The 13860-nt window shown below is 63.3% G+C and carries 14 protein-coding genes (1 of these 14 cut by a window edge); 5 read left to right on the top strand and 9 right to left on the bottom strand.

What is annotated here, in order from left to right; all coding sequences use genetic code 11:
- Together G572_RS23305 and G572_RS0109660 are read left to right on the top strand one after the other, a co-directional pair.
- Positions 1-655: the 3' portion of an ActS/PrrB/RegB family redox-sensitive histidine kinase gene (locus G572_RS23305; protein WP_084649990.1), read on the top strand. Its footprint begins 773 nt before the window's first position; the window shows 655 of its 1428 coding nt (coding positions 774-1428); its start codon lies beyond the left edge, outside the window; its stop codon occupies positions 653-655.
- Positions 656-692: 37 nt separating this feature from the next.
- A complete protein-coding gene (locus G572_RS0109660) occupies positions 693-1244 on the top strand; it encodes an ActR/PrrA/RegA family redox response regulator transcription factor (protein ID WP_029058295.1) in 552 nt (183 codons plus the stop codon).
- A 46-nt stretch (positions 1245-1290) separates the two neighbouring features.
- Here G572_RS0109660 and G572_RS0109655 read toward each other — a convergent pair whose 3' ends face one another.
- Positions 1291-1785 carry an MmcB family DNA repair protein gene (locus tag G572_RS0109655; RefSeq protein WP_208979072.1) on the bottom strand — a complete coding sequence of 165 codons (495 nt, stop codon included), beginning with the start codon at positions 1783-1785 and terminating at the stop codon, positions 1291-1293.
- Between the two features lie 139 nt (positions 1786-1924).
- A complete protein-coding gene (trpS, locus tag G572_RS0109650) occupies positions 1925-3001 on the bottom strand; it encodes a tryptophan--tRNA ligase (RefSeq protein WP_029058293.1) in 1077 nt (358 codons plus the stop codon).
- Between the two features lie 384 nt (positions 3002-3385).
- On the opposite strand from trpS, the gene hemA reads away from it, so the two are divergent.
- Positions 3386-4606 (top strand): 5-aminolevulinate synthase, encoded by a 1221-nt coding sequence (gene hemA, locus G572_RS0109645; protein WP_029058292.1) that lies wholly within the window; start codon positions 3386-3388, stop codon positions 4604-4606.
- Between the two features lie 81 nt (positions 4607-4687).
- On the opposite strand, the gene G572_RS0109640 is transcribed toward hemA, so the two are convergent.
- The 7 genes from G572_RS0109640 to G572_RS0109610 all read right to left on the bottom strand — a co-directional run bounded on the left by G572_RS0109640 (position 4688) and on the right by G572_RS0109610 (position 11266).
- Positions 4688-5074, bottom strand: a complete 387-nt coding sequence (locus G572_RS0109640) for a Rap1a/Tai family immunity protein (protein ID WP_029058291.1) — start codon at positions 5072-5074, stop codon at positions 4688-4690.
- 100 nt (positions 5075-5174) lie between these two features.
- Positions 5175-5489, bottom strand: a complete 315-nt coding sequence (locus tag G572_RS0109635) for a DUF2160 domain-containing protein (RefSeq protein WP_029058290.1) — start codon at positions 5487-5489, stop codon at positions 5175-5177.
- 27 nt (positions 5490-5516) lie between these two features.
- The gene (locus tag G572_RS0109630) at positions 5517-6317 is read right to left on the bottom strand and encodes a carbohydrate ABC transporter permease (RefSeq protein ID WP_029058289.1); all 801 of its coding nucleotides are present in this window, start codon (positions 6315-6317) and stop codon (positions 5517-5519) included.
- Positions 6318-6330: 13 nt separating this feature from the next.
- Entirely contained in the window at positions 6331-7194 is an 864-nt protein-coding gene (locus G572_RS0109625; RefSeq protein ID WP_029058288.1) for a carbohydrate ABC transporter permease, read from the bottom strand.
- A 14-nt stretch (positions 7195-7208) separates the two neighbouring features.
- Positions 7209-8288, bottom strand: a complete 1080-nt coding sequence (locus G572_RS0109620) for an ABC transporter ATP-binding protein (protein WP_029058287.1) — start codon at positions 8286-8288, stop codon at positions 7209-7211.
- A gap of 15 nt (positions 8289-8303) precedes the next feature.
- Positions 8304-9371 carry an ABC transporter ATP-binding protein gene (locus G572_RS0109615; RefSeq protein WP_029058286.1) on the bottom strand — a complete coding sequence of 356 codons (1068 nt, stop codon included), beginning with the start codon at positions 9369-9371 and terminating at the stop codon, positions 8304-8306.
- Between the two features lie 158 nt (positions 9372-9529).
- Positions 9530-11266, bottom strand: a complete 1737-nt coding sequence (locus G572_RS0109610) for an ABC transporter substrate-binding protein (protein ID WP_029058285.1) — start codon at positions 11264-11266, stop codon at positions 9530-9532.
- 188 nt (positions 11267-11454) lie between these two features.
- On the opposite strand from G572_RS0109610, the gene G572_RS23300 reads away from it, so the two are divergent.
- Together G572_RS23300 and glpD are read left to right on the top strand one after the other, a co-directional pair.
- A complete protein-coding gene (locus G572_RS23300; protein ID WP_051242089.1) occupies positions 11455-12285 on the top strand; it encodes a DeoR/GlpR family DNA-binding transcription regulator in 831 nt (276 codons plus the stop codon).
- Complete coding sequence (gene glpD, locus G572_RS0109600) at positions 12285-13841, top strand: glycerol-3-phosphate dehydrogenase (protein ID WP_029058284.1); 1557 nt, start codon at positions 12285-12287, stop codon at positions 13839-13841. Before G572_RS23300 ends, glpD begins: the two co-directional genes overlap by 1 nt.
- Positions 13842-13860: the final 19 nt, after the last annotated feature.

The raw sequence follows: 13860 nt of genomic DNA, 5'->3' as shown, positions 1-13860 counted from the left end.
GATCCTGTCGCAGGCGGAGCGCTGCCGCGACATTCTCTCCAAGCTTTCCTCCCTGTCCGACGACCGCGACCAGCATTTTCGCGGCGAACCGCTGTCGCATCTCATCGAGGAAGTGGTGGAGCCGTGCCGCGCCTTCGGCATCGAAATCGCGGTCGACATGCACGGCGAGGGGCACGAACCGATTGGCATGCGCAACCCGGCGATCCATTACGGTCTCGGCAACATTCTGGAAAACGCTGTCGACTTCGCAAAAAGCAGGGTGACGATCACTGCGCGCTGGGATGCGCGCCAGCTCACGATCGAGATCGCCGACGACGGCGAGGGATTTGCGCCGGACATCATCACCCGTCTGGGCGAACCCTATGTCACCGCCCGCGGACCTCGCGACGAGCGGACCGGACAGGGCGACACGGGGGGCGGCCTCGGGCTCGGCTTCTTCATCGCCAAGACGCTGCTGGAGCGCACCGGCGCGGACTTGCGCCTGCGCAACCGAACGCCGCCGAAACGCGGCGCGGTGGTGCGCATCGCCTGGCCGCGCGGCCTCGTGAAGAGCGGACGTGGCGCAGGCGCCGTTACGTGGCATGATGGCGCGGGCGAAATTGCCGCAGCCGAGGGGACGGACGCACAATTGCCCCGCTCCCAAAGCTCCATATAACAGTGTGCAGATGAAACCAGTATAATGGTGCGCCAACATGAGTGACGAACCCGGTACGGACAACGACCTCGGAACCCTTCTGATCGTCGATGACGACCGCCCGTTCCAGCAGCGGCTGGCCCGGGCCATGGAAAAACGCGGCTTTGTCACCGAAACCGCCGACAGCGTGCGCGAAGCACTCGACAAGCTTCGCGTGAAAGCACCCGACTACGCAGTGGTCGACATGCGGCTGGAAGACGGCAGCGGCCTGGATGTCGTGGAAGTCCTGCGCACGCGACGCCCCGAGGCCCGTATCGTGATCCTCACGGGATACGGCAACATCGCGACCGCGGTGACGGCCGTGAAACTCGGCGCGGTCGATTATCTGGCAAAGCCCGCCGATGCCGACGACGTGCTTGCCGCGCTGATGTCTTCGGGCGGGGACAAGGCGCCACCGCCGGAAAACCCCATGTCCGCCGACCGCGTCCGCTGGGAACACATACAGCGGGTCTATGAACTGTGCGGACGCAATGTTTCGGAGACGGCGCGCCGGCTCAACATGCACCGGCGCACGCTGCAGCGCATCCTGGCGAAACGCGCGCCACGCTGACGTCGATACGACCGCCGGCCGTCCAGAGACTTTTGAGCGGTCGCGGTTAGAGCATGTCGAAGGAGACGGACCTCAGGTCCGGGTCGAGCGCGTCGTGCAGCCTGTTTGCCGCCGCATGCGCAATGCGCAATGTCACGGCCTTGCGCCGCGCGGCGACGAGCCTGTGTTCCGGCGCCTCGCGCAGGACCTCCGCGCCAAATCCATCCGACAGAATGAAGCCGGCATCAGCCGGAAACGGGTCGATGCCAACATCCGCGTGGCTGGCAAAGAAGAGCCGGTCGCAATGGGCCCGATACTCCGGCCATTTGGCATCGGCGCGCAAGTCGGCAAGCGACGACTTCACCTCCACAATCCAGATTTCGCCACCCGGACCGATGGCCGCCAGATCGGCACGCCGGCCGGAGGCAAGCGTCACTTCCGCGACGCAGGCAAACCCCCGCGCGCGCAAAAGCCGCGCTGTTCCGCGCCAGACACGCGTTGCCATTTCCGATTGACGTCCGTCGCAAAGCGGATCGTCGAGCAGAATGCGATTTGTGGTCATGCCGTCGACCTCCACTCCGCAAATGTTCCATATTTGTTCCAACCGAGACTAGCGCCCCGCCCCGGGAAAAGGCAAGGGCCGCGCCGGAAAACCGGCACGGCCCTGATGAATGTCACGGGGACGGCTGACGACCCGCAGCTCAGCGCCCCTCGAGGAAGCCCATGATCCTGCGTGTGTCGCGCAGCACCGGCTCGGCGATCGCGCCGGCACGTTCCGCACCGTCGCTGAGAACCGCGTCGATGCTCGCCGGATCGGCAAGCAACCGGTTCATCTCGTCGGCGATCGGCGCGAGTTTCGCTACAGCAAGATCGGCGAGCGCCGGCTTGAACACCGAGAACGGCTGACCGCCGTATTCGGAAAGCACGGTCTCGCGGGTTCCCCCCGAAAGCGCGGCGTAGATGCCGACCAGATTTGCAGCCTCCGCGCGATCCTCCAGCCCGTCCGTCTCGCCGGGGAGAGGCTCGGGATCGGTCTTGGCCTTGCGGATCTTTTTCGCGATGTCGTCGGCGGTGTCGCGCAGGTTGATGCGCGACAGGTCGGAAGGGTCGGACTTCGACATCTTCTTGGTGCCGTCACGCAGGGACATGATGCGCGTCGCCGGTCCCGCAATCATCGGCTCGGTCAACGGGAAGAAGAGCTCGTCGGGCAGCTCGGGACTGGGGGTCGGGTTGGGCACGCCGAGACCGAGCTCCGCAATCCGCTCGGCAAAGTCGTTGTTGAACTTCTGCGCGATGTCGCGGGTCAGCTCCATATGCTGTTTCTGGTCGTCGCCGACCGGAACATGCGTGGCGCGGTAGACGAGAATGTCGGCCGCCATCAGGGTCGGGTAGGCAAAGAGACCGACCGAGGCATTTTCCCGGTTCTTGCCCGCCTTCTCCTTGAACTGCGTCATGCGGCTCAGCCAGCCCATGCGCGCAATGCAATTGAAGATCCAGGCAAGCTCGGCATGTTCCTTGACCTGGCTCTGGTTGAAGATGATCGCCTTCTTCGGATCGATGCCGGCCGCCAGATAGGCTGCCGTCACTTCACGGGTGGTCCGTGACAGGGTCGCCGGATCGTGCTTCGCGGTAATGGCATGCAGGTCGACCACGCAATAGATGGTCGGCATCTGGTCCTGCAGCGGCACGAAGCGCGAGATGGCGCCGAGATAGTTGCCAAGGTGAAGGTTGCCGGTGGGCTGGACGCCCGAAAAAACGCGCGGCGAAAAGCTGGTCAAAACGCAGTCCCCCAGTTTGGACCTTTGGGATGGACGCCGGAACAAGACGTGCCGGCGGGGAATGCACGCAGGCTGTGGCGTGCCTCCCGCGCGGACTTATGAAGAAGCGACCGGGACGTGGCAAGGGCGAACGGCGCGTGCGCCGGAAAGAGGTGCACAAAGACGCGAATCCGCAAAGGCTTGCCTCCGTGGGGCGAACGGAAAATCGCATGGCGTTTGACACAAGGGATGCGTCGTTTCGACCCCTTCGGTATATTCCCAATTCACTAAATGTGATTTTTTGCGATATAGACTGAAACGAAATCAAGTCGCGGCTGCATGGCGCGCGCAACGACACGGCGGTTCGAACCGTCAGGGCGGAAGCACGAGGTCCCGGAGGCCGGAATGGATTACGAGAGCTTCTTTCGGAGCGAAATCGAGGGTTTGCACGAAGAAGGCCGCTACCGCGTGTTCGCGGATCTCGAGCGGCATGCCGGAGCGTTTCCCAAGGCGACGCGCCACACCGGGGACGGCACGCATGAGGTTTCGGTCTGGTGTTCGAATGACTATCTCGGCATGGGCCAGAACAGCGTCGTCACCAATGCCATGCATGAGGCGATCGAACGCTGTGGCGCGGGTGCCGGCGGCACGCGCAACATCTCTGGCACCAGCCATTATCATGTCCTGCTGGAGCAGGAGCTCGCCGACCTGCACGGCAAGGAAGCCGCCCTTCTCTTCACCTCCGGTTATGTCTCGAACTGGGCAGCGCTTGGCACGCTGGCCGCGCGTATTCCCGATTGTGTCGTGCTGTCGGATGCCTTGAACCACGCATCGATGATCGAGGGAATTCGTTATTCGCGCGCGGAAAGGCGGATCTGGAAACACAATGACGTCGCCGACCTGGAACGTCAGCTTGCCGAAATCGAACCCGGCCGTCCGAAGCTCGTGGCGTTTGAATCGGTTTATTCGATGGATGGCGACATCGCCCCGATCAAGGAGATCTGCGACGTTGCCGACAAGTATGGCGCCATGACCTATCTCGACGAGGTTCACGGTGTCGGCCTCTACGGTCCGCGCGGCGGCGGCATCGCCGAGCGCGAGGGCCTGATGGATCGCCTGACCGTGATCGAGGGAACGCTGGGCAAGGCCTTCGGCGTGATGGGCGGCTATATCGCGGCCTCAGAGGCGCTTTGCGATTTCGTGCGCTCCTTTGCCTCCGGCTTCATCTTCACCACCGCGCTTCCGCCGTCGCTCGCCGCCGGCGCACGCGCATCGATCCAGTTCCTCAAGTCGGCAGACGGCGAAGCGCTGCGTACGCGCCAGCGCAACCGGGTCACGACCCTGCGCCGCAGGCTGGACGCGCTCGGCATCCCGCATTTGCCGAACCCGAGCCATATCGTTCCGGTGATGGTCAAGGATCCGGTGAAGTGCAAGATGCTCTCCGACATCCTGCTCGACACCTATGGCATCTACATCCAGCCGATCAACTATCCCACGGTCCCCAAGGGCACCGAACGGCTTCGCATCACGCCGTCGCCGCTCCATACCGACGCCGATATCGAACATCTGGTACGTGCGCTGGAGTCCCTCTGGTCGCAATGCGCGCTGAGCCGCGCGGTTGCATAAGGCAGCCGCCGCCTGCCGTGATCTGAACTGGAAAACGCCGGTCCGATGGGCCGGCGTTTTTCGTTTGAACGGGCCGGATCGCTAGCGGGATGGACCGGGCATATGCGCGCAGGCCGGCCACATCGTGCGAAACGCATCATAGACAAAGACCGGCCCCCGCCCCTGAACCCGGTCGGGATGACGTTTCGCATGGGCAAGAACGGCGGCACGCAGGCCGTTGGCATCCGTCCCCGCCGGCACGCAGGACGCCCGCCCGATCAGGAAGGCATCGAGCGCCCCTTGCAGGTATCCGAGGCAGAAGGTGACCGCGACGGGGTTTTCCGCTGGCCCGGTGGCGCAAAGACGGGAGATCTGTTCTCCGCTCTGCCACCCACTAGACTGCACCGAGCCTGCCCCGGCATCCGGTATCCCGGCGACGAGCGTCCCGCCAAGCGCCAGGACGAATTGCACACCCAGGCCGTTCCGCATCGCTCCGCACCCCGACTGCCGTTAACACATTGGCAATCCTTGGCTGAGTCGCACGGCCGGACAAGTTCGGCGCGCAAGGGAGGGGCGGGATCGCCGCGGATCAGGCCCAGACGAACACGCAGATCGCGTAAAGAACGGCGACGACCAGCGGCACCGCAAGCATCGGCCCGGCGAGCCCGAGCATCCCCAGCACGAAGGGGCCGGCAAAGCCCAGCCAGGCGAGGAAGATAAAGGCACTGCCCAGCAGCGAGATGAAAAGGCGGTCGCCGCGCGTCGTGTCCAGTCCGAGAATGCCGTGGCGCGGACCGCCGCCCGGCGAGGCATACTCCCAGACCGACATGACCACGAAACAGATCCCGATGAAGATGAAGAAGCCTGCGGTCGGCCCCGTCCATGCCATCCAGCTCAAACCCATGACGAGTGTCTCCCCTGATATGGCGCGTCAGACGCGGCCAAGCGCAAAGCCCTTGGCGATGTAGTTGCGCACGAAGTAAATGACGAAGGCGCCCGGAATGATGGTCAGCGTACCGGCCGCCGCCAGCAGGCCGAGCTCATAACCGGAGGTGCTCGCCGTTCGGGTCATGGTCGCCGCAATCGGCTTCGCATCCACCGAGGTCAGCGTCTTCGCGAGAAGCAACTCGACCCAGGAGAACATGAAGCAGAAGAAGGCGGCGACACCGATGCCTGCGGCAATCGTCGGCACGAAGATCTTCAGGAAGAACGACCAGAACGAATGACCGTCGACATAGGCGGTCTCGTCGAGCTCCTTCGGCACGCCGGACATGAACCCCTCCAGGATCCACACGGCCAGCGGAATGTTGAACAGCGTGTGCGCAAGGGCCACCGCAAGCGGCGTATCGAACAGGCCGACCGCCGAATAGAGCTGGAAGAACGGCAGCGCGAAGACCGCCGGAGGCGCCATGCGGTTGGTCAGGAGCCAGAAGAAAAGGTGCTTGTCGCCAAGGAAGCGGTAGCGCGAAAAGGCATAGGCCGCCGGCAGCGCAACGAGCACCGAGATCACCGTGTTGATCGCCACATAGGTGATCGAGTTCACGTAGCCCATGTACCAGGTCGGATCCGTGAAGATCGTCACATAGTTTTCCAGCGTGAACTCACGCGGAAACAGCGTGAATTCGCCGAGGATCTCGTTCGTCGTCTTAAACGACATGTTGACGAGCCAATAGATCGGCAGCATCAGGAACAGGATATACAGCACCGGGACGTAACGGCTGGTCCGTGTCATCGCTTTGGCTCCGTCACTGTTGTTCGTTGCGCATCATCAGGGTGTAGAACACCCAGCTGAGCAGCAGAATGATGAGGAAGTAGATCAGCGACATGGCGGCCGCCGGCCCGAGGTCGAACTGGCCGAGCGCGATCTTCACCAGATCGATCGACAGAAGCGTGGTCGAATTGCCCGGCCCGCCACCCGTGAGCACCGAGAGTTCCGTGTAGATCATGAAACTGTCCATGAAGCGCAGCAGCACGGCGATGGTCAGCACTCGTTTCATCTTCGGCAGCTGGATGTAGCGAAACACCGCAAAGGGCTTCGCGCCATCGATCTTCGCGGCCTGGTAATAGGCATCGGGGATCGAGACCAGGCCGGCATAGGCCAGGAGAACGACCAGCGACGTCCAGTGCCAGACATCCATCAAAATCAACGTGAACCAGGCATCTCCGGGCTGGCGGGTGAAATTGTAGTCGAAGCCGAGCGCATTGAGGCTGCGACCGAGCAGCCCGATGTCGGGCAGCGCGAAAATATTCCACATCGCGCCAACGACGTTCCACGGAATGAGCAGCGGCAGCGCCATCAGCACGAGGCACACCGGCACCCAGGGTCCCTTCTTCGGCATCGTCAACGCGATGGCGACGCCGAGCGGCACCTCGATCAGCAGGATCGTGAAAGTGAAGGTCAATTGCCGCAGCAAGGCATCCTGGAAGCGCTCCGACTGAAGCACCTGCTCGAACCACATCACGCCTGCCCAGAAGAAGACGTTGTCGCCAAACGTCTCCTGGACCGAATAGTTGACGACGGTCATCAAGGGGATGATCGCGTTGAAGGCGACGAGCGCCACTACGGGCAGAACGAACAGCCAGGCCCTGTTGTCGTGTGTCTTGTTCATCTTTCTTCCCCGCCTCAGGCCACGATCCAGCCGTCGCGATAAACGGCTGTATGGTCGGGATCGAAGAGCAGATGCGCCTGCTCTTGCGGAATGTTGCCGCCTTCCGGAACAAGCAGCTTGATGCTTGTGTCGGCAGCCTGCGCCTCGACGATGCGGAACCGCCCGGCGTCGCTGACCTTCACCACCCGCGCCGGCAATCCGCCGGTGTCGCCGGCCTCGGCAAAGCGCACGAACTCGGGCCGCACGCCGACTTCCAGCTTGCCGGAGGTGACGCCCAGATCGCCGCTGCCGCCTGCATCGAGCGCAACGCCTGCGACATGGGCGCGACCGCCGGCGATCTCGCATGGAAGCACATTCATGCCAGGAGACCCGATGAAGTGGCCGACAAAGGTGTGCTGGGGACGCTCGAAGAGATCCACCGGCGTGCCGATCTGCACCACCTCGCCCTGGTTCATCACCACCACCTTGTCGGCGAAAGTCAGCGCTTCCGTCTGATCGTGCGTGACGTAGATCATCGTGGTGCGGACCCGCTGGTGCAGCTCCTTCAGCTTGGAGCGCAGCTGCCATTTCAGATGCGGGTCGATCACCGTCAGCGGTTCATCGAACATGATGGCATTGACGTCGGAGCGCACCAGCCCGCGTCCGAGCGAGATCTTCTGCTTGCCGTCCGCGGTGAGGCCCGCGGCCCGGTTGTCCAGCATGTGGGTGAGATCGATCATCTCGGCGATCTCGCGGACCCTCTGGTCCACGTGCTTTTCGTCGACGCCGCGATTGCGCAGCGGGAAGGCCAGATTGTCGTAGACGGTCATCGTGTCGTAGACGACCGGGAACTGGAAAACCTGGGCGATATGGCGCTGTTCCGGCGTGAGGTCGGTGACATCCTGACCGTCGAAGAACACACGTCCGTGCGTGGGCCGCAGCAGGCCGGAAATGATCGACAGCAGCGTGGTCTTGCCGCAGCCGGAGGGGCCAAGCAACGCATAGGCGCCGCCGTCTTCCCATTCCAGGTCGAGCTGCTTCAAGGCCCAGTCGCTGTCCTCAGTCGGGTTCGGCATGTAGGCATGCCTGAGCGTATCGAGAACGATTTTCGCCATTGCCTGCGTCCCTCCTCAGATCTCGATCCGGCGACCGTCGCCGTCGAAGACAAGTGCCTTCGACATGTCGGCGTAGAGCCGCTGGTCGGTTCCGACCTCAAACGGATGAATGCCGTGGGACTGGGAGACCCAGGTCTCGCCCTGCACGGTGAAGTGAATAACGCTTTCGGAACCGGACAGCTCTGTGACGAGCACATGACCGTCGACGGGAACCGGATTGTCGCCGCTCGGGGTCGGCGCCACATGATGAGGACGAATGCCCAGCGTATAGGCCCCGTCCGCAAGTGCTGCGAAAGGCCCGGACGCGGGGAAGGCGGTATCCTGACCGAAGCGAAAGGTCTCGCCGGCCTTGACCACCGGAGCGACATTGATCGGCGGCTCGGAGAACACCTGCGCGCTGACGAGATCGCTCGGATTGCGGTAGACCTCCGCGGTCGGACCGAACTGGGTGACCCTGCCTTCGTGCAGGCAGGCCGTGTGGCCGCCGAACAGCAAAGCCTCGACCGGCTCCGTGGTGGCATAGACCACGATGCAGTCGCGGTCGGCGAAAAGACGGGGCAATTCGTCCCGCAACTCCTCGCGCAGCTTGAAGTCGAGATTGGCCAGCGGTTCGTCGAGCAGCACGAGATCCGCGTCCTTGACGAGGGCGCGGGCCATCGCCGTGCGCTGTTGCTGACCGCCGGAAAGCTCCGAAGGACGGCGCGAGAGCATCGGCGAGAGCTTGAGCAGTTCGGCCATGGTGCCGACCCGCCGCTTGATTTCCGCCTCATCCACTTTCGTCACCCGCAGCGGCGAGGCGATGTTTTCGTAGACGCTCATGTTCGGATAGTTGATGAACTGCTGGTAGACCATCGATACGTTGCGACGGCGCACCGAAACGCCCGTGACATCGCGGCCACCGAACCAAACCGTACCGGCGGTCGGACGTTCCAGGCCGGCCATCAGCTTCATCATCGTGGTCTTGCCGGCAAGCGTGGTGCCAAGCAGGATGTTGAAGCTTCCCGGCTCGCAAACGAGATCGGTCGGATGGATATGAGTATCGGCGCCTGCCCGCAGACCGACGCCCCTCAGTTCAAGGGACATGATTGCCGCCTTTAGCAATGGATCAAGTGAGGGTGTTCGGATTTGCACGGCTTGCGCCGCGTCCGCCCGCTCTTCCAACGGGCGCATTTCGCGTCGTGACTATCTGCCGCGAAAGGACGGCCCGGGAATGCCCCGGACCGCCATAGGTCAGGCCTTGATCAATTCTCGGCCCAGCGCTTGACGAGTTCGTCGTAATTGACGGTTTCGCCTTGCGGCTTCTCGTTTTCCAGCTTCGCCTTGGCGCCGCCCTTTCCAAGCCACTCGGACGGATCCTTGGGCTCGTTCAGACGCGGGCCACAGCCACCGTAGGTGCTGTTGGCTTCGTCGGCGCGCTGCATGCGGGCCATGATCGTGTCCATCTCGCCAGCGAGACGGTCCATGGCTTCCTGCGGCGTGAAGGCACCCGAGTTGACGTCGCCGATCTGCTGCCACCACAGCTGCGCCAGCTTCGGATAGTCCGGCACGTTCACACCGGTCGGCGACCAGCGGACGCGGTCGGGCGAGCGATAGAACTCGACGACACCGCCCAGGTTTGCCGAACGCTCGGTGAAGCTTTCATGCCGCACGGTGCTGTCGCGGGCGAAGGTGAGACCGACGTGGCTCTTCTTCACATCGATGGTCTTGGAGGTCACGAACTGCGCATAAAGCCAGGCCGCCTTTGCACGCTCCATCGGAGTGGACTTCAGGATCGTCCAGGAACCCACATCCTGGTAGCCGACCTTCTGGCCTTCTTCCCAGTAGGGTCCGTGCGGGCTGGGTGCCGCACGCCACAGCGGCAGGCCATCCTCGTCCACCGTGTTGTTGCCTTCCGAGCGCGGCTTGACCATGTCGGCGAGGAACGCGGTGTACCAGAAAATCTGCTGGGCGACATTGCCCTGGCTCAGCGCCGGGAGCGACTGGTAGAAGTCGTAGTCGGCGGCCCCCGGAGGTGCATACTTGCGCAGCCATTCATCCCATTTGCGGATCGCATAGACCGCAGCCGGGCCGTTGGTTGCGCCACCGCGCGACACGGACGCACCGGACGGATTGCACGAACCTTCCTCCATGCGGATGCCCCACTCGTCGATGGGACGGCCGTTCGGCTCACCGGGCGAACCGGCACCTGCCATGGACAGCCACGCGTCGGTCATGCGCCATCCGAGATCGGGGGCCCGCTTGCCATAGTCCAAGTGGCCGTAGACGCGAACACCGTCAATTTCCTTGACGTCTTCGGAGAAAAATTCCGCGATGTCCTCGTAAGCCGACCAGTTGACCGGGACGCCGAGTTCGTAGCCGTATTTTTCCTTGAACGCGGCCTTCAGATCCTCGCGTTCGAACCAGTCCTTGCGGAACCAGTAAAGGTTCGCGAACTGCTGGTCGGGAAGCTGATAGAGATCGCCGTCCGGCCCGGTCGTGAAGCTGATGCCCATGAAATCGTCTAGATCGAGCGTCGGCGACGTGACATCCTTGCCTTCGCCCGCCATCCAGTCCGTCAGGTTGACGGCCTGCTGCAGGCGCGAGTGCGTTCCGATAAGGTCGGAATCGTTCACATAGGCATCGTACAGATTGCGGTTGGTCTGCATCTGCGTCTGCATGGCCTGCACCACTTCGCCCTCACCGAGGATCTGATGGTTGACCTTGATACCGGTGATCTCCTCGAACGCCTGCGTGAGCGTCTTGGATTCATAGACGTGGGTCGGAATGCCCTCCGACAGCACGTTGATCTCCAGGCCCGCGTAGGGCTTGGCCGCATCGATGAACCACTCCATCTCCGCCATCTGCTGATCTTTCGTCAGCGTGGAGGGCTGGAATTCGCTATCAATCCACTTCTTCGCCTCCTCGGGCCCGGCAAACGCCGATCCCGAACCCGCGATAAGCGCGGCAGCAGCAACAGCTGCCAGCATCTTGTGTCGCATTTGGTTTCCTCCCTTGCGAAACTGCAACTTGACTATCAAACGAAAAAAAGTGAACGTCAACCCGAAAACTGACTTGCCATTTTTTGCGTCTCAGGCTCAAATCATGGTGTAATTTGTCTCAATCGGCCTTAAAAAACCCATGCATTGCAAATCTTGTTGCAATGCGAAAGAAAACGAAAGGCAACTGAATGGATCCGGTTTCGCCCCGCCAGTCCGAAATCCTGGACCGCGCGCGCCGCTCCGGCCGGGTGGACGTCGACGGCCTTGCAGGTGAGTTCGACGTCACGCCCCAGACGATCCGCAAGGACCTGAACGAGTTGTGCGAACGCGGAATGCTGCAGCGCGTGCACGGAGGGGCGGTTCTCCCGTCGGGGATCGCAAACTACGCCTATGACGCCCGCCGCCAGCTGGCCTCCGATGCCAAGCAGCTCATCGGCAAGAGGGCCGCCGCCCTCATCCCCGACAATGCCTCGATCATGCTGAACATCGGCACGACCACGGAGCAGGTGGCCCGCGCCCTGCGCCAGCACGACGGCATCATGGCGATCACGAACAACATCAACGTTGCCAACATCCTGCGCTCGGCACCGGACGTGGAAGTGATCATCGCCGGCGGACAGGTGCGTCCCTCCGACGGCGGCATCGTCGGCGAGGCAACGGTGGATTTCATCCGGCAGTTCAAGGTGGACTACGCCGTCATCGGCGCATCCGCGATCGATGCCGACGGAACGATTTTCGACTATGATTTTCGCGAGGTGCGGGTCGCGCGCGAGATTCTCAGCCACGCCCGCCAGACGCTGCTGGTCGCCGACGCGATGAAGTTCGAACGCAGCGCCCCGGTGCGCATCGCCCATCTGTCGCAAATCGACATCTTCGTCACGGACACTGCGCCGCCCGACAGCGTGGTGACCATCTGCCGTGAGCACAACGTACGTATCGAGATTGCCGGCGACGGCAGGGGGAACGGTTCTGCGTTCGGCTCCCTGCCCACTGCCGGCCAGGAACAGGAAGGGGCGTGATGGCGTCGCAAGCGCAACACACCGACTACGACCTGCTGGTCGTCGGCGGAGGCATCAACGGCTGCGGCATTGCCCGGGACGCCGCCGGGCGCGGCTATTCCGTCTGCCTTGCGGAAATGAACGACCTCGCGAGCGGCACTTCGTCCTGGTCGACCAAGCTCATTCACGGCGGCCTGCGCTATCTGGAGTTCTACGAATTCCGATTGGTGCGCGAGGCCTTGAGCGAGCGCGAGCTTCTGTGGTCGATCGCACCGCATATCATCCGGCCGTTGCGGTTCGTCCTGCCGCATTCCAAGGGGCTGCGGCCCCGCTGGCTGCTGCGGCTCGGTCTGTTTCTCTATGACCATCTGGGCGGACGCAAACTGTTGCCGGCCACGCGCACGCTCGATCTGCGCAAGAACCTGGCCGGCGAGCCGTTGAAACCCGGATTTTCCACCGCCTTCGAATATTCCGATTGCTGGGTCGACGATGCGCGGCTGGTGGCGCTCAACGCGCGCGACGCCGCCGACAGGGGCGCGGAAATCAACACCCGCACACAAGTCGTCGCGGCGCGCCGCGACGGTGACATCTGGCACGCCACGCTGCGCGACACCGAGACGGACGCGACCCGCGACGTCACGGCGCGGCTGATGGTCAATGCCGCCGGCCCCTGGGTCGACCACCTGCTGGAAAGTGCCCTGAAGCGCAACGATGCGCACAACGTGCGCCTCGTTCAAGGCAGCCATATCGTCGTGCGAAAGCTGTTCGACCACGACCGCGCCTATATCTTCCAGAATGCCGACGGACGTATCGTCTTCGCCATTCCCTATGAGCAGGACTTCACGCTGATCGGCACCACCGACCGCGACTACGAGGGCGACCCGGCCGATGTGGCCGCGACAGAGGAGGAAATCCTCTATCTGGCGGCGGCCGCCAGCGAATACTTCAAGACGCCGATCAAGCGCGACGATGTGGTGTGGACCTACTCCGGCGTGCGGCCGCTGTTCGACGACGGCGCCTCCAAGGCACAGGAAGCGACGCGCGACTACGTCCTCAAGCTCGACACGGGTGCCGGCGGCGCGGACCACGCCCCGCTGGTGAATATCTTCGGCGGCAAGATCACCACCTATCGCCGGCTGGCGCTTTCGGTGCTGGAACACGTGGAAAGCGTGCTCGGCGCCGTCGGGAAACCCTGGACGCGTTCCGCGACCTTGCCCGGCGGCGATTTCCCACCGACCGGCTTCGGCGATCTGGTTCGCGACCTGCAGACGGCCCATCCGGACCTGCCGCCCAGGCTCGTGCAACGGCTGGCGCGCAATTATGGCACATGCGCAAGCGCCATCCTCGACGGCGCCCAGACGGCCGACGACCTCGGACGACATTTCGGCGCCGACCTCTACGCCCGGGAAGTCGCCTACATGATGGACCGGGAGTGGGCGCGCAACGCGGAGGATGTGCTGTGGCGGCGCTCCAAGCTCGGCCTGCACCTGTCGCAGGACCAGGCCGACGCCCTTGGCCAATGGATGCGGGACCGCTATAGCGAAACGACATCCTCCCGCGACACCCGTCGGGCGTGATCTCCTCGCGCCGGGGGAC

This window comes from Stappia stellulata DSM 5886 (assembly GCF_000423705.1).
Classification (GTDB): Bacteria; Pseudomonadota; Alphaproteobacteria; order Rhizobiales; family Stappiaceae; genus Stappia; species Stappia stellulata.
Note: the sequence above shows the minus strand (reverse complement) of the source record. Positions and strands in the feature narration are given on the sequence as shown.